Raw genomic sequence first — 17,656 nt, forward strand, 5'->3', positions numbered from 1 at the left:
CCTACATGGCCTCGATATCTGTGCGCTGCTGGTTCAACCGGCTCAGGTTATTCCGAACCTCCGCCAGCTTCTCCTGCTCCTTGGCTACAACCTCCGCCGGTGCCTTGGCAGTGAACTTCTCATTACTCAGCTTGCCTTCAAAACGCCCGATTTCCTTTTGCAGGCGCTCAAGCTCCTTATCCAGGCGCTTCAGCTCCGCATCCTTATCGATCAGCCCGGCCATGGGCACCAGCACTTCCATATCGCCAACCAATTGAGTGGTACTCATGGGAGCGTTGTCGCCCTCAAACCACTCGAGGCTTTCCAGCTTTGCCAGAGAACTCAGGAACTGACGGTTCTCGTTCATTCGGCGCTGACCATCGGCGCTGCTGCCGCGGAGAAGAACCGGAATCTTCTTGGCCGGAGAAATGTTCATCTCGCCACGAATATTGCGCACTGCCACAATCACACCTTTAAGCCATTCGATATCCTCGACGGCTTGTGCGTCGTGCTTGCTGGCGTCCACCTGCGGGAATGGCTGCAGCATAATGCTGTCACCGGTTTTGTCGGCCAGCGGCGCAATGCGCTGCCAGATTTCTTCCGTGATAAACGGCATGATAGGGTGGGCCAGGCGCAGAACGGTTTCCAGCACGCGCACCAGAGTGCGTCGGGTACCGCGTTTGGCTTCGGCACTGCCAGATTCGTCGCTCAACGAAGGCTTGGACAACTCCAGATACCAGTCGCAGTATTCGTTCCAGATGAACTCATACAGCGCGTGGGAAGCCAAATCGAAGCGGTACTGATCCAGGTGGCGGGTCACATCCTGCTCGCACTGCTGCAGTGCGCTGACAATCCAACGATCTGCCAGCGATAGCTCAACTGGCTCGCCATTTACGCCGCAATCTTCATTTTCGGTGTTCATGAGTACGTAGCGGGCTGCGTTCCACAGCTTGTTGCAGAAGTTGCGGTAGCCTTCCAGGCGCTTCATGTCCCAGTTGATATCGCGGCCGGTGGTGGCCATGGCTGCCAGGGTAAAACGCAGGGCGTCGGTGCCGTGAGCAGAGATGCCTTCCGGGAATTCTTTTTCGGTCTGCTTGGCAATTTTCTTTGCCAGCTTGGGCTGCATCAGGTTGCCGGTGCGCTTCTCAAGCAGCGGCGCCAGATCGATGCCATCGATCATATCCAGTGGGTCGATCACGTTGCCCTTGGATTTGGACATTTTGTCGCCGTGCTCATCGCGGATTAGGCCGGTCACGTATACGGTCTTGAATGGAACCTGGGGCGTGCCGTCTTCATTTTTCATGAAGTGCATGGTCATCATGATCATCCGGGCAACCCAGAAGAAAATGATGTCGAAACCAGTAACCAAAACATCGGTAGGGTGGAAGGTCTTCAGGCGCTCGGTGATTTCCGGCCAGCCAGAGTGCCAAAGGTCCACAGGGCAGAACTGAACCAAGTGTCCAGCACATCGTCGTCCTGCTTCAGCGCAAAATCCGGTGCCAAATTGTGCTTCTGGCGGACTTCCTCTTCACTGCGGCCCACGTAGATATTGCCCTCGGTGTCATACCAGGCCGGAATGCGGTGGCCCCACCACAGCTGCCGGGAGATGCACCAGTCCTGAATGTCGCGCATCCAGGAAAAGTACATGTTCTCGTACTGCTTGGGTACAAACTGGATGCGGCCGTCTTCAACCGCTTCAATGGCAGGCTTGGCCAAGGTTTTTGCATCGGCAAACCATTGGTCCGTCAGCATTGGCTCAATGATCAGACCAGAACGGTCACCACGGGGCACGCTCAGTACGTGGTCTTCTACTTGCTGCACCAGGCCGGCAGCTTCCATGTCAGCCACGATCTGCTTGCGAGCATCTTCTCGTGTCATTCCAGCGTAGGCTGCGGGTAGGCTGTCATCCAATTCTGTATTTTCGGTGCCGTCGCTGTTGAACACCTCTGCCTGTTCACGGATGTTCGCGTCTTGGGTGAGCACGTTCATCATCGGCAGGCTGTTGCGCTTGCCCACGGCGTAGTCGTTAAAGTCGTGAGCCGGGGTAATCTTCACACAACCGGAGCCTTTTTCCGGGTCGGCGTGGTGATCGGCAATTACCGGAATGCGGCGGTTCACCAGCGGCAGCATGACAAACTTGCCGATCAGGTGCTGGTAGCGCTCGTCATCTGGGTGTACAGCGACAGCGGTATCGCCCAGCATGGTTTCCGGGCGAGTGGTCGCGACGACCAAGTAGTCTTTGCCATCTTGCGTAGTGGCACCGTCGGCCAGCGGGTAACGCAGGTGCCAGAAAAAGCCTTTTTCTTCCTTGTTCTCAACTTCCAGATCAGAAATAGCGGTGTGCAGTTTCGGATCCCAGTTCACCAGGCGCTTGCCACGGTATACCAGGCCGTCTTCGTACAGACGAACAAAGACTTCCTGCACGGCTTTGTAAAAACCGTCGTCCATGGTGAAGCGCTCGGTGTCCCAGTCCACCGAGTTGCCCAGCCGGCGCATTTGGTCGGTTATCGTGCCGCCAGACTCTTCTTTCCACTCCCTGATACGCTTTATGAAGTCTTCGCGACCCAGGTCGTGGCGGGTTTTGCCTTCTTCCGCCGCCAGTTTGCGCTCAACAACCATTTGCGTGGCGATACCTGCGTGGTCACTGCCTACCTGCCACAGGGTGTTGTGGCCCTGCATGCGCTTGTAGCGGGTGAGTGTGTCCATAATGGTGTGCTGAAAGGCGTGGCCCATGTGCAGGCTGCCGGTCACATTGGGCGGCGGGATAGCGAGGCTGTAAGACTCACCTTCGCCACTGGGGCGGAAGTAGCCTTTGGATTCCCAGTTTTCGTACCACTGGCGCTCAATGTTTTCTGGCTGGTAGGTTTTTTCCATGGGTTTTTCTGGCGACCGTTTGATTGATTCACAAGGGGAAATTGAAATCCTGGATTATACATGGTCAGCCGGATTGCGGCGAACCGGAACGCGAGGCTAGCGCTTTCTTTGGTCGTGCACTTGAGGCTCTATACCCAGCGCCCTGAGTTGTTTGAAGTGTGCCCTGGCTTGGTTGAGGACTGCAGGATCGTTGTGGGCCACCAAAGCGAGGCGCTTGAACCTGTCTGCATTTGCCGGAAGCGTCTCCGAGAGAATGATAACGGTATCCCAGTCTTCAGCTATTGGTGGGCATAACAGAATGCCGACAGGGTCGGTACAGGGTGTGGCGGCGTCGGGTATGACGCTGTGAGGGATGAACGCATCCGGGCTGAAATTCCAGATCAGGTTGTCCAGTTCTTCGGCCTGTTGTGTTGTATCACATACGATGCACACCCGGTCGCCTTGCTGCCAGGCTTTGTTTACAAGCTTGGTAGCGTGCAGGTGGCGGGCGGCCGGGGTGTCCTGCAGCAGAATGTGGAACCAATAACGTTGGTTCTTTGCCTGCTGCTCGGAGTCACCGGCAGCAGAGCTGCCGGTTTGTGTTGTCGGACTGCTTCTCACATGACTATCCGGCATGGGACATCAAGTAATCGACCAGCAGGGGAACCGGGCGACCGGAGGAGCCTTTGGCCTTGCCGGAGTGCCAAGCGGTGCCGGCGATGTCGAGATGGGCCCAGCGATATTCCTTGGTGAAGCGCGACAGGAAGCAGGCAGCGGTTATGGTGCCCGCTGAGCGGCCGCCGATGTTGGCCATGTCGGCAAAATTGCTGTCCAGCAGGCTCTGGTATTCATCCCATAGCGGCAGGCGCCAAGCTTTGTCGCTGGCACGGTCACCGGCGGCCAGCAGTTCGTTTGCCAGCTCATCGTTGTTGGCCAGCAAGCCGGTAGCTTCGTGGCCAAGAGCAACAATGCAGGCGCCGGTGAGGGTGGCTAGATCTATCACCGCCTCCGGGTCGAACTTCTTCACGTAGGTGAGGGCGTCGCACAGTACCAGGCGGCCTTCGGCATCTGTGTTGAGAATTTCAACGGTCTGGCCCGACATGGTGGTCACAATATCGCCTGGGCGGGCGGCGTTGCCATCCGGCATGTTTTCAGCGGCAGCAATAACGGCAACCACATTGATTTTCGGTTGGATTTCCGCAAGCACCTGCATGGCACCGAATACGGCTGCGGACCCGCCCATGTCGTATTTCATCTCATCCATGCCAGCGCCTGGCTTAAGGCTGATGCCGCCAGTGTCGAAGGTGATGCCCTTACCCACAAGAACATGGGGTTTGTCTTTGGCGTTGCCGCCGCGATATTCCATAACAATCAGGCGCGGTGGCTGGGTGCTGCCTTGGCCAACCGCCAGAAGCGAGTTCATGCCCAGCTTTTTCATCTGTTTTTCATCAAGAATCTCGGTCTTGATGCATTCGTGGTCGGCCGCCATTTTGCTTGCCTGTTCTGCCAACCACACCGGGTGGCAAATGTTAGGTGGCATGTTGCCAAGGTCGCGGGTGTAATTCATGCCGCGGCCAGTGGCCAAGCCCAGGTTGAAAGCTTCCTTCTGGGCTTTGCCGGTGCCAGAAGCGGCCACCAGTACCTTGTTGAGTTTCCGTGCGGCGGGCTTCTCGCTCTTGAAATCGCTGAACAGATAGAGCTGCTCTTCAAGTGTGCGACCAATCAGGCTAAGTTTTGCTAACTCTGAACCAGTCTTTTCGTCGCCGGTTATCGCAGTATCTGAAAGGGCAATGAGCACACTTTTCGAAGGGCCGTCCTTGAGAGCGCCGGTCATTGCGCTCAGCGCTTTGCGGAAGCTGGCGCTATTGCGGTCGGCGTCTTTCCCGGTGCCGATAATAAGCAGCCTGCTCCAGGCTGGTCGTTAAGCGGCACCATGTTTGCCTCTGCATTTTTGCCGCTGACATCACCGGCTTTTTGGAGTTTGCTGATCAGCCCGCCCAATGCACCGTCTGCCTCGGTGGTGGAGGTCGGCCAATCGCCTTTTTCTGGAAGGGCGACGACCAAACAGTCGGCTTTGGTGCTCGTAATGGCATTGCTGTTCAGGCTGAAGTTCATGGAAACTCCTTTAATTGTCCGGGGATGCCGCTGCGGTGAGCGGCGAGAATGATTTGATTCTATACCACCAAGCATTGGGGTTTGGAGGCGGATTATCAAGTTGGGATAGCAAGTTGCTTCACTTTGTCGACACTTAATCTGTCGCGGCCTTAACGTCTGCGCACTGTCATTCAGCCTCAAGGTTACATAGAATACGCGCAGTTTTCCCATTCCTTCATGTTCCGGTTTACACGGGCAGAGAAACCGTTTTGAGCATTATTTTTCGCTATCTCATACGTCAGGTTATGGTCAGCATGGTTGCCGTTTCGGGCATCCTTTTGTTGGTGTTCATGAGTGGGCGTTTTATCAAATACCTTGCCGCTGCCGCTGAGGGCAAAATCGCACCAGGTGTGCTGTTTGAGATCATGGCCTATCGCTTCCCTGGGTTCCTTGAGCTCATCCTTCCGCTAGGGCTGTTTATCGGCATATTGCTCGCCTATGGACGGATGTATCTGGAAAGCGAGATGACCGTGCTTTCCGCCTGTGGTTTGAGTGATCGCCAGCTGCTTTCAAAAACCCTGATGGGCAGTCTTGTGGTGATGCTGGTTGTCGGAAGCATGAGTCTGGTAGTTTCGCCCTGGGGCATGAAACAGGTCGAGAAAATCTTTGCCGAACAGGCGAAGGCAACAGAGTTCGACTTGCTTGCGCCGGGTCGCTTTCAGGAGCTTTCCTCCGGTGGGCGTGTGACCTATACCGAAGCGCTCAGTGACGATAAACGTGAGCTCAAAGGTGTGTTTATTGCCGAGTACGGCAGCAACGGAGAGGGTGTGAGTGTCATTGCTGCTGAGGCCGGATCCCAGTTAATTGATGAGGAAACCGGGAGTCGCTTCCTTATTTTGGAAAATGGTGCTCGTTTTGATGGCGTACCCGGTCAGCTGGATTATCAGGTTACCGGCTTTGAAGCCTATGGTTTGAAGATTCGTAGCGGTAGCCGTGGCGATGTGGAGCTGGACGAAGGGGTAACTACTGGCCAACTCATGCGCTCGGATGACCCCAGAGATAGGGCTTTGTTGCATTGGCGTTTTTCGTTGCCACTGATTGTCCCAATTGTAACGCTGTTGGCGGTTCGGCTGAGCAGGGTAAACCCCCGACAAGGCCGGTTTTTTCATTTGCTGCCCGCCATGCTGGTTTATGTTGCATATCTGGGGTTGCTCATAGCGGCCCGTGATGCAATGTCCGAGGGTAAAGTGCCTGAATGGCTGGGCATGCTTTGGGTACACGCTATCTTCCTGGCATTGGGCTTGTGGCTACATTTTGGCCCTGCGTGGCTTTACAAGCGAAAGGTACAGCGGGAAGGACTAGCCAATGCATAAAATTGACCATTATGTAATGCGCAATGTTGGCGGCGCTATGCTTCTGGTGATGGTTGTGGTGCTGTCGTTGGATTTGATTTTTGCGTTCGTTGCGGAACTCGACGATACCCGAAATAACTATCAGATCCTGAACGCACTCTGGTACGTGGTTCTTACTCTGCCACGCCGGATATACGACTACCTGCCATTGGGCGCGTTTATGGGCTGCCTGATTGGGCTGGGCACAATGGCAGGAGCCTCTGAGCTTACGGTCATTCGTGCCGCTGGGGTGTCCCTCAAGCGGGTTGTTTGGTCGGCAATGAAGCCGGCTTTGGTTATCGTTTTGGCGGGAGTTCTTATCGGTGAATACGTAGCGCCACCAGCGGAGCGAACTGCCCAAAGCTATAAAGCCGTTGCTCTTGGCGCTGGCCAAAATGTTGCAGCGGCCCATGGTGTATGGCATCGAGAAGGGAATGTCTTTATGCACCTTAACGCGGTGCAGCCGAACGGCGTACTGCACGGCATTTCCATGTTTCGCTTTGATGATCAGCGCCAGTTAATAGCGGCCAGTTTTTCGGAACGTGCGATTTATCAGGGTGATCACTGGTTGCTGGAAAATTCCACCACCACACGCCTGGAAGGAGACTCAACAAGCCGCGAAAATCATAAAACCTGCGCTGGGATACAGGCTTGTCGCCCGGTGTGTTGAGTGTGTTGATCGTAAAGCCCGAAAATCTTTCCATGACGGGCCTGTACACTTACGCAAGCTATCTTGGCGACCAGGAACTGAATGGCTCACCATACTGGCTGGCGTTTTGGAAGAAGGCTCTGATGCCGCTGGGTACCGGCGTGATGGCGCTGGTGGCGATTTCCTTTATCTTCGGGCCCTTGCGCTCGGTTACCATGGGTTTTCGTGTGTTTACCGGTCTGCTCGTGGGGTTGCTGTTCAAGTACATGCAGGATTTGCTCGGCCCCATGAGCTTGGTTTTCGGGTTTAACCCAGTGCTTGCGGTTCTCGTGCCGATTGCGGTGAATGCGGTATTTGGTGCCGTATTGATGCGCCGGGCAGGGTAGCCTGCCTGGCGAATGGTTTAGCCGGCCTTCGGTTTTGTGGCCAAGCTGACAACAACGCTGTCTGAAAATCGGTCGGTTAGTGAAAGCCCGTTTACCGGGAAGGACAGTGCAATCATGGCAGGAACCGATAGGAAGAGCGTTGCCGCGCCTAGGTAGTAGCCAGCCAGCAGAGCCAGAAATAACACAACGGCGGCGGTTACGTAGCGCCGAAGAGCCTGGCTCCAGCTTACGGATGTGCCATCCAGGTTTTCTATACGTACGCGCCATACCTGCATGCCGAGTGTTTGCCCGATACGTGTCCAGAAATAGGCAAAGAACAAATACATCACCAGAAATAGCACAAACGTCAGGCCGGGGTCTCCGGATAACTGACCCGTTTCAGCTTTTTGCAGAGGGGCATCCCAGTCGGTGACCCAGCCGTTCGCCCAGCCAGTTATCATGGTGTAAGCACCGGTGGTAACCAGGAGCACGGCAATGCTGATCAGGCCGTCGTAAACAATAGCGAGGAATCGTTTAAGAAACGACGCTGGGGGGAGTAGTTCATCAGCGGCGTGGAAGCGGCGGGGCATGGGGTCTCCTGTGATGTTTCACGTTTTTCATGTACTCGGCGTGTGCTAGAGTAGCCGATTTACACACGCATGTAAGTATTCGTATTCAATCGCGGATCCGGCCGTTTTACGGTGGGATTTATGGAAAGGTATCAACGGGCTATGAAAACCGCAGAGTTGCGACAGGCGTTTCTTGATTATTTTAAGCAGCAAGGTCACTCCATTGTTTCAAGCAGCTCGCTGGTGCCAGTGGATGATCCAACATTGCTGTTCACCAACGCTGGAATGAACCAGTTTAAAGACGTGTTTCTTGGCCGTGAGGAGCGCGATTACAGCCGCGCCACCAGCACCCAGAAGTGTGTGCGGGCAGGCGGCAAGCATAACGATCTGGAGAATGTCGCTACACAGCACGCCACCATACGTTCTTTGAAATGCTGGGCAACTTCAGCTTTGGTGACTACTTCAAGCGTGAAGCCATCAACTACGCGTGGACCTTCCTGACCGGAGAGCAGTGGCTGAACCTGCCCTCTGAAAAGTTGTGGATAACGGTCTACGCAGACGATGACGAAGCTTACGACATCTGGAATAAAGAAGTCGGCGTACCGGCGGAGCGTATTGTCCGTATCGGCGACAACGGCGGCGCTCCCTATGCGTCAGATAACTTCTGGCAGATGGGCGATACCGGCCCGTGTGGCCCTTGTTCCGAAATTTTCTATGACCATGGCCCGAGTGTGGCCGGTGGCCCTCCCGGCAGCCCCGAGGAAGACGGCGATCGCTACATTGAAATCTGGAACGTGGTCTTCATGCAGTACAACCGCACCGCAGATGGCGAGATGCTCAACCTGCCGAAGCCGTCTGTGGATACCGGCATGGGTCTTGAGCGGGTTACAGCGGTGCTGCAGGGCGTGCACAGCAACTATGAAATAGACCTCTTCGATGATCTGCTAAACGCGGCCTCTGCTGTGCTTGGCGGCGCTGCGACTACCGAGGCCAGCTTGCGAGTGGTTGCCGACCACATCCGCTCCTGTGCGTTCCTGATTTCCGACGGCGTTATGCCCTCAAATGAAGGCCGTGGTTTTGTGCTTCGGCGCATTATCCGTCGTGCAGCTCGTCACGGTAACAAGTTGGGTGCTACCGGCCCATTTTTCCACAAATTAACCGGTGCGTTGGTTGAATTGATGGGAGAGGCTTTTCCCCAGCTGGTCAGCAGTCAGAAGCAGATCGAGAGAGTATTGCTGCAAGAAGAAGAGCAATTTGTAAAAACCCTGGATAAAGGCCTGCGCCTTCTTGAGCAGGACATAGCTGAGCTTGAAGGCGAGATTATTCCAGGGAAAACCATTTTCACATTGTACGACACGTACGGTTTTCCTGTGGATCTCACCAACGACATAGCCCGTGAGCGCGGCTTGACGCTGGATTATGAAGCTATGAAAAAGCCATGGAAAGCCAGCGCGAGCGCGCCAGGGCTGCCAGTAAATTTGGCATGGATTACAACGCGGCCGGTCTGGGTATTGATGGCAAAACCGAATTTACCGGGTACGACCATATTGATGGTCACGAACGCATCCGCGCTGTGGTCGTTAATGGCGAACAGAAAACCGCAGAGGCAGGTGATGAAGCCATTGTCGTGCTGGAGCGTACGCCGTTTTATGCTGAATCCGGTGGCCAGGTGGGTGATACCGGGCTGCTGACCTGGAGTGGCGGTCGTTTCAAGGTAACCGATACCCGCAAAGACGGTGATAACCATCTGCATGTGGGCACTCTTATAGAGGGTGAGCTGTTCGAGGGCTTGGAGGTAGACGCTCGTATTGACCACGCACGCCGCGAGCGGACTCGCCGTAATCACTCGGCCACGCACCTGCTGCACGCGGCATTGCGCAAGGTGTTGGGTGAGCATGTTGGCCAGAAGGGCTCACTGGTTGATCCGGATAAGCTGCGCTTTGATTTTTCGCACTTTGAAGCCGTAACTCCGGAGCAACTGAAAGAAATCGAGCGTCAGGTAAACGAGCAGATTCTCGGTAATACCGCAGTACAGACCGACATTACGGATATGGAGCAGGCGCAGGAAAAAGGTGCCATGGCTTTGTTCGGTGAAAAGTATGGCGATGTTGTTCGTGTGTTGAGCATGGGTACAGACAGCTATTCCGTAGAGCTGTGCGGTGGTACTCACGTTGCTCGCACCGGCGACATAGGGCTGCTTCGTATTACATCCGAGAGCGGTATTTCTTCCGGCGTTCGTCGTATTGAAGCAGTGACCGGTTTTGGTGCGCTTGAGTGGGTGGATGAAACTGAGCGTACTCTGCGTGAAGCTGCCCGCCTGGTAAAAGGTAGCCGGGAAACGGTTATCGACAGATTGCAGCAGACCATTGAGCGTAATCGACAGCTCGAGAAGGACGTTGATGCCCTGAAAGCAAAACTTGCCAGCTCCGCAGGAAACGATCTGGCTGACTCTGCCGTGGACGTAGGTGGCCTGAAAGTGGTTGCTTCCGAGTTGGAGGGTGCGGATCGCAAAACGCTCATGGAAACCGCCGACCAGCTGAAAAACAAGCTAGGTGAGGGCGTGGTTGTTCTCGCCAGCGTTGAGGATGGAAAGGTCACCCTGGTTGCAGGTGTCACCAAGTCTGTCACTGGTCGCATCAAAGCGGGTGACTTGATGAAACACTTGGCGGGCTTGGTTGACGGCAAAGGCGGCGGCCGCCCCGACATGGCTCAAGGCGGCGGCAACGACCCCTCAAAGCTTGCCGATGCGCTTGCTGGGGTGCCGGAGTGGGTTAAGAAAAATATTGCCTAGGCAACTGTTTTTCTGAAGTGGCTGGGGTTTATAATTCTTGCCGCTTGTTTTTTGACGGGTGGGGCGCTCCGCTCTGCCGTAGGTCTCAGATTCGGATATTGGAAAGACAATGGCTCTGTTTGTTCAGAAATTTGGTGGCACCTCGGTGGGTACAACCGAGCGTATAGAGGCTGTGGCTGAAAAGGTATGTGGCTTCCGCAACGCGGGCCATGATGTGGTTGTGGTGGTTTCGGCCATGAGCGGTGAAACCAACCGGCTAATAGGGCTTGCCAGCGAAATTATGGAAGAGCCTGACCCCCGCGAGATGGACGTTCTGGTTTCTACGGGAGAGCAGGTAACCATGTCTCTTCTCTCCATGGCTTTACAGAAGCGTGGCTGTGATGCGCGTTCCTATACTGGGTCGCAAGTCCGCATCCTCACGGACAATATGCATACCAAAGCACGCATCAAGCAGATCGACGAGCAGCGCATGCGTGCGGATCTGAATGCGGGCCGTGTGGTGGTGGTTGCCGGGTTTCAGGGGGTTGATGAGGATGGCAATATCACTACCCTGGGCAGGGGTGGCTCGGATACCACCGCGGTAGCTCTGGCAGCCACCCTGAAGGCCGATGAGTGTCAGATTTATACCGATGTAGACGGCGTTTACACAACGGATCCCCGGGTGGTGGACAGTGCTCGTCGTCTAGAGCGGATTACCTTCGAAGAAATGATGGAGATGGCAAGCCTGGGCTCTAAGGTTCTCCAGATTCGTGCCGTAGAATTTGCGGGAAAATATAACGTTCCGTTAAGGGTTCTTTCCAGCTTCGAGGAAGGTGAAGGCACCCTGATTACATTTGAGGAAAATATCGCCATGGAACAACCGGTCGTCTCCGGCATCGCTTTTAACCGTGATGAAGCCAAAGTTACCATCTCGGGAGTACCCGACACCCCAGGCAGCGCGTTGCGCATACTGAAGCCGGTAAGTGAAGCCAACATTGGTGTGGACATGATTGTTCAGAACGTTGGTGAAGATAACCGGACAGCCTTCACGTTTACCGTTCATCGTAACGATTTCAAACGTGCTAAGGACGTGCTTCAGCGTGTTTCGGACGAGCTGGGTGCCCACGGAGTCAGTGGCGACACCAAGATTGCGAAGGTTAGTATCGTTGGTGTTGGCATGCGCTCTCATGCGGGAGTGGCGACCAAAATGTTTGAGGCACTCTCAGTTGAGGGGATTAACATTCAGATGATCTCGACATCAGAGATTAAGATTTCTGTGGTGATTGATGAGAAATATCTTGAGCTTGCGGTTCGCGCCCTTCACAGTGTGTTTGAGCTCGACAAGCCCGGGGTAGAAGAAACCTTGTAGCTCAGGCAGCGGCTAGGTGGTTTCGGGTGTTAAAAAAAGAGATTTATTTTCTGGCCTTGTGTCTGCATGTGAACGTATAAGGGAATGTGCGGCTTATGGCTGGCCAGTGATCTCGTTATAAAGATTTAGCTAATTAAAACTACTTGTCGGAACAGGTAGCTCTGAATAGGGAGTAAGGGATATGTTGATTCTAACTCGCCGTGTTGGCGAAACGTTGATGGTCGGTGACGAAGTCACCGTGACCGTACTTGGGGTGAAAGGAAACCAGGTGCGGATTGGTGTGAATGCACCAAAAGAAGTTGCAGTTCATCGGGAAGAAATTTATCAGCGTATTCAGTCTGAAAAAGACGGAGATGAGCCGGAGCCCGGGAACAGCTGAGCCGAAACAAAGGACGTTGAGGGGGGGGGAATCGGGTATTTTTTTAAGTATGGGCGCAATGAAGGCTAAAAAAATCGTGTTACCCCTATGAAAACAGAACGATTATGGTAGTATACGCCCCGTCCTGAAGGAGAGGTGGGTGAGTGGCTGAAACCAGTTCCCTGCTAAGGAACCGTACGCGCAAGTGTACCGAGGGTTCGAATCCCTCCCTCTCCGCCATTTCTTCTAGTAGGAAAGGCAGAACAGGTTGAAGTAACGACCAACCACAATAAGTGATCAATGTGCGGCTGTAGCTCAGCTGGATAGAGTACTCGGCTACGAACCGAGCGGTCGGAGGTTCGAATCCTCCCAGCCGCACCACTTTTTGCAAGTTGCTCTCGAAAAGGCTCTGCCCAATCGTGAGAAAAAGATTTTACGCGGCTGTAGCTCAGCTGGATAGAGTACTCGGCTACGAACCGAGCGGTCGGAGGTTCGAATCCTCCCAGCCGCACCATATGAAGACCAAAACGCCTCAGCTTGTGTACTCCACAGGCTGGGGCGTTTTGCTTTGTATAGCTTAGCTGTAAAATTTGAGCCAGTGCAGTCAGGCTGCTCCGGCCTGAGCCTATTACAGCGACGCAGCAGATCGTGCCGCTTGATCGTAGAGGCCGGATATCCCCCTCAAAAAGCCGGCCACAGCCCCCGTGTCAGCCCCTGAGAACCCTAGGCTCCGTAACGAGTCTATCAGGCACTCTTCGCGAATTTCACGGTAACGGCGGCAAACAGCTGCGCCTTCTTCAGTGGCTGAATAATAGGTCTCTTTCCCACGTTTTTCCGACGCGACCACGCTGTGCTTCAGTAGTTTTTTAAGTGCGTAGGTTACGGTATGGCTGTCCTCTATATTGAGCACCAGGCAGATATCTGCGGTTTTTTTGGGACGCTCGCGGTGATTCACGCTGTGTAGTACGAGAATGTCCAAGGGGCTTAGCTCCGGCAGGCCTGCTGCGTCCATGCAGCGCACCATCCAGCGATTAAACGCATTGCCGGCAACAATCAGCCCAAACTCCAGTTCAGACAGCTCCACGGCGCTGCCAGAGGCCAGGTGCGCAGAAGAGACGATCGGGCCTACCTTGCTGTCCTGACTGTGCTGGCTGTTTGGTTGGCTCTTGGAATCATTGGTTTTGATCATAATGAAACGGGTACTCTTTATTAACAGGTGCTTCTGTGAAGGCTCACTTCAGTGCGTTACTACCTCCCCATTTTACTGGGCAGGTACGTGACGATTTCGGGAAACACAGTGATCAGTATCACGCCGCTTAGAATCAACAGGAAATAGGGCATTGCAGCCCAGGCAATTCGCAGAATGTTCTCTCCGGTCAAGCCCTGAATTACGAATAGATTGAACCCTACGGGCGGTGTAATTTGGCTCATTTCTACGACGATTACGAGATAGATACCAAACCACAGAGGATCGATGCCTGCGGCCTGAACCATTGGCAGAATCACCGAAGTGGTCAGAACCACTACGGAGATGCCATCCAAAAAGCAGCCCAAGAGAATGAAAAACAGCGTTAGCGCTACCAGCAACATGTAGGGCGACAGGCCCAGTGTGTCAATCCAGGCGGCGAGTTCTCTCGGAATACCGGTAAAGCCATAGAGGTTGTCAGAAAGTGCGCGCTCACCAGGATGAAAGCAATCATCGAGGAGGTTCTTACCGTGCCCATTAGCCCGCTGGAAAAGGTGCTCCGGTTCATTGAACCACTTTTCCAGGACAGCAGGTGCGCCAGGGCCACGCCGATAGCAGCCGATTCCGTGGGAGAGGCCAGGCCGGCGTAGATAGAACCAATCACCCCGATAATCAACAGCATCACGGGAATAAGGGGGCGACTGCGGCGTATTTTTTCCCGGAACGAGAAGGTTTCGGCCTCGCCTGCGGGTATGCCAGAGGGATTTAGAAGAGACCAGATCATGACGTAACCGGCAAACAGAGACATCAATAACAACCCGGGCAGAATGCCGGCAACAAACAGGCGCGCGATGGATTGTTCGGTCGCGACACCGTACACGATGAGAATAATAGAAGGAGGAATCAGCAGCCCCAGCGTGGCAGATCCGGCTAGCGTTCCAAGAATCTGGTTCTTGTTATAGCCACGCTGGCTTAGCTCGGGAATCGACATTTTGCCAATGGTTGCGGCTGTCGCAGCGGACGAGCCAGATATCGCCGCGAAAATGCCGCAGCCTATAATGTTGGTATGCAGGAGTCGGCCGGGCACCTTGCCGACCCAGGGTGAAATGCCGCGAAACATCTCTTCCGACAGGCGCGAGCGAAACAACACCTCGCCCATCCAGATGAACATTGGCAGCGCCGCCAAATCCCAGGACACGCTGGCACTGTAAAAGGCCGTCGACAAGCTGTCGCCCACAGGTATGCTGCTGAAAAAATACAGCGCAACGCAACCGATGGTAGTTAACGAAAATGCGACCCACAGGCCACCAGCCAGAAGCGCCAGGAGCACACATAGCAGTAGCAAACTCATCCAGATCATGTCCATGAGCTTACTCCTGAGGTGCTTCGTTGGTTAGCTGGGTGATTCGGCCAGTGGCAAGCGAAAACAGCGCGTCCAGCAAGGCTATCAATAACCAGAGAAGGCCGAGCGTCATGACGGCCTGGGGAATCCACAGGGGTACAGGCACCATGCCAATTGAGAGGTCGCCAAAATCGTAACTGTCCAGTGTCAAGCGTGCGCTGTGCCATACGGCAAAACCGGTAATAGCGGCAGCTATCAGAGTGACTGCCATATCCATAACACGATGAAGGGGCTTGGGCAGGTATTGGAGCACCAAAGTGACACGGATATGGCCACCCTGCCAAAATGTGTAGGCGAGACCAAAAAACGTTGCGCCAAGCAGCAGGAACGAAGCCAGTTCCGCAAGCCCTGGTACAGTCAGGCCGAGCGCGTCGAAGCCCACCCATCCCAGAAGCTCGTCCAATACGCGGCCCAGCACCTGGGCCACGATTAATACCATGATAAGGGTCAGACACAACGCAGAAAGTGCGCCGCCTAGCCTGTAAAACGCATCAAGTGCTCGGCGCATCAGTCTGCTCTCTTGTTATCGTCTGAATAGTTCGGTTTGTTTACTGCTTGTGGTACGCATCGAGCAGGGCTTGACCGTCTTCGCCTGCGCGGTCGAGCCATTCCTGAGTCATCGTTTTGCCGATCTTTTGTAGGCGTTTGACCAGCTCAGGCGAGGGCTCGGATACCTCAATGCCGTTGTCCTGCATGATTTTTATCTTAGTTTCTGTTTCCGCTTTACTGGCTTCCCAACCGCGCTTTTCTGCGACCTTGGCGGCATCTTCCACAGCTTTCTGTTCTTCTTCAGACAAATTGGCAAAGGCTTTTGCGTTAACAACGACCATGTTTTTGGGTAGCCACAACTGGGCATGGTTAAAGTTGGTCAGGTAATCCCAGGCGCGAGTATTGGCGCCAGTAGAAGGCGAGGTGATCATTGCGTCCACGCGGCCTGTGCCGAACGCAGTTGGTATATCGGGTACCTCTACCTGCGTTGGTATGGCGCCGAGCAGTTCCGCGAGCTTCTCGCTGGACTTATTATAGGCGCGCATTTTTACGCCTTTCAGCTCCTCACCGGTTTTCACCTCAAACTGGGTGTAAATGCCCTGAGGCGGCCAGGGTACGGAAAAAAGCAGTTTTAGGCGCTGGCCTTCCAGGCGCTTGGATAGTATGTCTTTTGATGCCTGCCAGAGCTTCCAGGCTTCGTCGTAATCACTGGCAAGGTAGGGTACAGAGTCAACCTCAAACAGCGGGTCCTCATTAGCAAGGCGCGACATAATAAGCTCGCCAATAGGTACCAGCCCGCGGCGAACGGAATTCTTGATTTCCGGGTGCTTGATCAATGAGCCACTGCTGTGAACGGTAATGTTCAGCTCGCCGTCGGTCGCTTCCCGTACATCGTCTGCGAACTGGCGAATATTAACCGTGTGAAAGTTAGAGTCGCCGTAGGGTGTGGGCATGTCCCAGTCAGTAGCTTGGGCGCTACCAACTATTAAAGTGAGCGCGGCGGCCGTAAGCACGCTGCCAGCGCGCTGGCGAAAGGGTCTGTTGCTTTTTTGCATGATGGTTGCCTCTTGGCGCGTACATTCATTGGGAATGCCGGCTGTGTCTATTGTTGTATGTGTTAAAGCACCGATCTCACCTTACTTTCCAGTATCGATTTCGTGCTTTATTTAACCAAAACTAGTCGGGAGCTTTCGCGCTGTCAAACCTGGGGCCAGTAAAATGCCGACAAATTATCGAATTAATGCGTATAAATTATCAATAAATTGTAGGCGATGTGGGGTGATTCTGACAGTAAAGAGATTCAGTCTGTATTGACGCTTCTGAGGTTATGGGCCAGGGACGCATGCGACAGCTCGCCCAAGTGGGCGTTTACCTGTTGGCCATTGGCATCGTAAAAGAGGGTTGTTGGTAGGGCTTGGCTGCCGGTTGTCCGGCCAAGGCTGGCACTGGTATCCGTCAGAACGTTCTGCAGCGAGAGCTTGTGCTCGCCCATGAACCGGGTGATGGTTTCAGACTGCTCGCCCTGATTTACAAAAACAAAGGTGACGTCAGGGTTATTCTGCTGCGCTTTTTCCAATACCGGCATTTCCCGGATGCAAGGCGGGCACCAGCTAGCCCATAAATTGACGACCATCGGCTTATTGTCAGCCACTTCTGCGAGCGCAATCGGGGTGCCGTCTAGTAGAGTAAATGTATTGTCGGGAATGCCCCTTGAGCTGCTTTCCATCAAGCTTACCAGCAGCGCCACAGAGCCCCAGGTTAATATGCCGGAAGCCACCGCAATCGACAGCGGCCTACGCATTTTGGCATGACGCCAGAGCTTCCAGGCGGTCAACGCCAGCGCCCCAAGCAGGCCGGCAATCACGTGAAAACCGCCGTCCCGGATATCAATGATGCCCCAAAGGTCTTCCTGGTAGTGTTCGAAGTACTCGATAACAAAACCAATACGCGACGCCACCAGAGACATCAGAAAAATATCAGACAGAGTTCCAGCTATAGGAACGCCCTCTTTGCGGCCGGTAATTGCACCAACAATCAGGGCAATTACAAATGCACTGATCAATAGAAGTTGGCCCAAAGGCAAGCTTAGTGGGCCAAGACTAACGGATAACATTTTCGCTCCTTGTTATGAGTAGCGCGCAGGGCAGGCTAATCCTAGCGTTCAGAGGCTGTGATTAAACCG

General features: G+C 54.3%; 9 protein-coding genes, 3 tRNA genes and 5 pseudogenes. 8 read left to right on the top strand and 9 right to left on the bottom strand.

Annotated features, from left to right (window positions below; translation table 11 throughout):
• Position 1: 1 nt before the first annotated feature.
• The 3 genes and pseudogenes from BCA33_RS18435 to BCA33_RS18445 all read right to left on the bottom strand — a co-directional run bounded on the left by BCA33_RS18435 (position 2) and on the right by BCA33_RS18445 (position 4,947).
• Positions 2-2,853 (bottom strand): annotated as a pseudogene (locus BCA33_RS18435) (valine--tRNA ligase).
• A 96-nt stretch (positions 2,854-2,949) separates the two neighbouring features.
• A complete protein-coding gene (locus BCA33_RS18440; protein WP_071268143.1) occupies positions 2,950-3,468 on the bottom strand; it encodes a DNA polymerase III subunit chi in 519 nt (172 codons plus the stop codon).
• Positions 3,458-4,947: pseudogene (locus tag BCA33_RS18445) on the bottom strand (leucyl aminopeptidase). Before BCA33_RS18445 ends, BCA33_RS18440 begins: the two are co-directional and overlap by 11 nt.
• Positions 4,948-5,195: 248 nt before the next feature.
• On the opposite strand from BCA33_RS18445, the gene lptF reads away from it, so the two are divergent.
• Both lptF and lptG read left to right on the top strand, forming a co-directional pair.
• Positions 5,196-6,299, top strand: a complete 1,104-nt coding sequence (gene lptF, locus BCA33_RS18450; RefSeq protein ID WP_071268145.1) for an LPS export ABC transporter permease LptF — start codon at positions 5,196-5,198, stop codon at positions 6,297-6,299.
• Positions 6,292-7,352 (top strand): annotated as a pseudogene (gene lptG, locus BCA33_RS18455) (LPS export ABC transporter permease LptG). Before lptF ends, lptG begins: the two are co-directional and overlap by 8 nt.
• 17 nt (positions 7,353-7,369) lie before the next feature.
• Here the strand turns inward: lptG and BCA33_RS18460 are convergent.
• Positions 7,370-7,921, bottom strand: a complete 552-nt coding sequence (locus BCA33_RS18460; RefSeq protein ID WP_071268147.1) for an RDD family protein — start codon at positions 7,919-7,921, stop codon at positions 7,370-7,372.
• A 141-nt stretch (positions 7,922-8,062) separates the two neighbouring features.
• On the opposite strand from BCA33_RS18460, the pseudogene alaS reads away from it, so the two are divergent.
• The 6 genes and pseudogenes from alaS to BCA33_RS18490 all read left to right on the top strand — a co-directional run bounded on the left by alaS (position 8,063) and on the right by BCA33_RS18490 (position 12,911).
• A pseudogene (gene alaS / locus BCA33_RS18465) lies at positions 8,063-10,691 on the top strand (alanine--tRNA ligase).
• A 109-nt stretch (positions 10,692-10,800) separates the two neighbouring features.
• Positions 10,801-12,039: an aspartate kinase gene (locus tag BCA33_RS18470; protein ID WP_071268149.1), complete on the top strand. Its 1,239-nt coding sequence runs from the start codon at positions 10,801-10,803 to the stop codon at positions 12,037-12,039.
• Positions 12,040-12,220: 181 nt separating this feature from the next.
• Positions 12,221-12,418 carry a carbon storage regulator CsrA gene (gene csrA / locus BCA33_RS18475; protein WP_071268151.1) on the top strand — a complete coding sequence of 66 codons (198 nt, stop codon included), beginning with the start codon at positions 12,221-12,223 and terminating at the stop codon, positions 12,416-12,418.
• A 129-nt stretch (positions 12,419-12,547) separates the two neighbouring features.
• Positions 12,548-12,637 (top strand) — tRNA-Ser (locus BCA33_RS18480).
• A 64-nt stretch (positions 12,638-12,701) separates the two neighbouring features.
• A tRNA-Arg gene (locus tag BCA33_RS18485) sits at positions 12,702-12,778 on the top strand.
• Positions 12,779-12,834: 56 nt separating this feature from the next.
• Positions 12,835-12,911, top strand: a tRNA-Arg gene (locus BCA33_RS18490).
• Between the two features lie 114 nt (positions 12,912-13,025).
• On the opposite strand, the gene BCA33_RS18495 is transcribed toward BCA33_RS18490, so the two are convergent.
• From BCA33_RS18495 to BCA33_RS18515, 5 genes and pseudogenes are all read right to left on the bottom strand, one after another.
• Positions 13,026-13,586 (bottom strand): winged helix DNA-binding protein, encoded by a 561-nt coding sequence (locus BCA33_RS18495; protein ID WP_071268153.1) that lies wholly within the window; start codon positions 13,584-13,586, stop codon positions 13,026-13,028.
• Between the two features lie 59 nt (positions 13,587-13,645).
• Positions 13,646-14,949: pseudogene (locus tag BCA33_RS18500) on the bottom strand (TRAP transporter large permease).
• 4 nt (positions 14,950-14,953) lie between these two features.
• Positions 14,954-15,493: a TRAP transporter small permease gene (locus BCA33_RS18505; RefSeq protein WP_071268155.1), complete on the bottom strand. Its 540-nt coding sequence runs from the start codon at positions 15,491-15,493 to the stop codon at positions 14,954-14,956.
• Positions 15,494-15,533: 40 nt separating this feature from the next.
• Positions 15,534-16,529 (bottom strand): TRAP transporter substrate-binding protein, encoded by a 996-nt coding sequence (locus BCA33_RS18510; RefSeq protein WP_071268157.1) that lies wholly within the window; start codon positions 16,527-16,529, stop codon positions 15,534-15,536.
• A gap of 245 nt (positions 16,530-16,774) precedes the next feature.
• Complete coding sequence (locus BCA33_RS18515; protein WP_071268159.1) at positions 16,775-17,587, bottom strand: TlpA disulfide reductase family protein; 813 nt, start codon at positions 17,585-17,587, stop codon at positions 16,775-16,777.
• Between the last annotated feature and the right edge of the window lie 69 nt (positions 17,588-17,656).

It is taken from the genome of Marinobacter sp. AC-23, assembly GCF_001858325.1.
Classification (GTDB): domain Bacteria; phylum Pseudomonadota; class Gammaproteobacteria; order Pseudomonadales; family Oleiphilaceae; genus Marinobacter.

Coding starts and splice junctions, on each gene's coding strand:
- BCA33_RS18440 (WP_071268143.1), bottom strand. CDS start 3,468: ATGCCGGATAGTCATGTGAGAAGCAGTCCGACAACACAAACCGGCAGC.
- BCA33_RS18460 (WP_071268147.1), bottom strand. CDS start 7,921: ATGCCCCGCCGCTTCCACGCCGCTGATGAACTACTCCCCCCAGCGTCG.
- BCA33_RS18470 (WP_071268149.1), top strand. CDS start 10,801: ATGGCTCTGTTTGTTCAGAAATTTGGTGGCACCTCGGTGGGTACAACC.
- csrA (WP_071268151.1), top strand. CDS start 12,221: ATGTTGATTCTAACTCGCCGTGTTGGCGAAACGTTGATGGTCGGTGAC.
- BCA33_RS18495 (WP_071268153.1), bottom strand. CDS start 13,586: ATGATCAAAACCAATGATTCCAAGAGCCAACCAAACAGCCAGCACAGT.
- BCA33_RS18505 (WP_071268155.1), bottom strand. CDS start 15,493: ATGCGCCGAGCACTTGATGCGTTTTACAGGCTAGGCGGCGCACTTTCT.
- BCA33_RS18510 (WP_071268157.1), bottom strand. CDS start 16,529: ATGCAAAAAAGCAACAGACCCTTTCGCCAGCGCGCTGGCAGCGTGCTT.
- BCA33_RS18515 (WP_071268159.1), bottom strand. CDS start 17,587: ATGTTATCCGTTAGTCTTGGCCCACTAAGCTTGCCTTTGGGCCAACTT.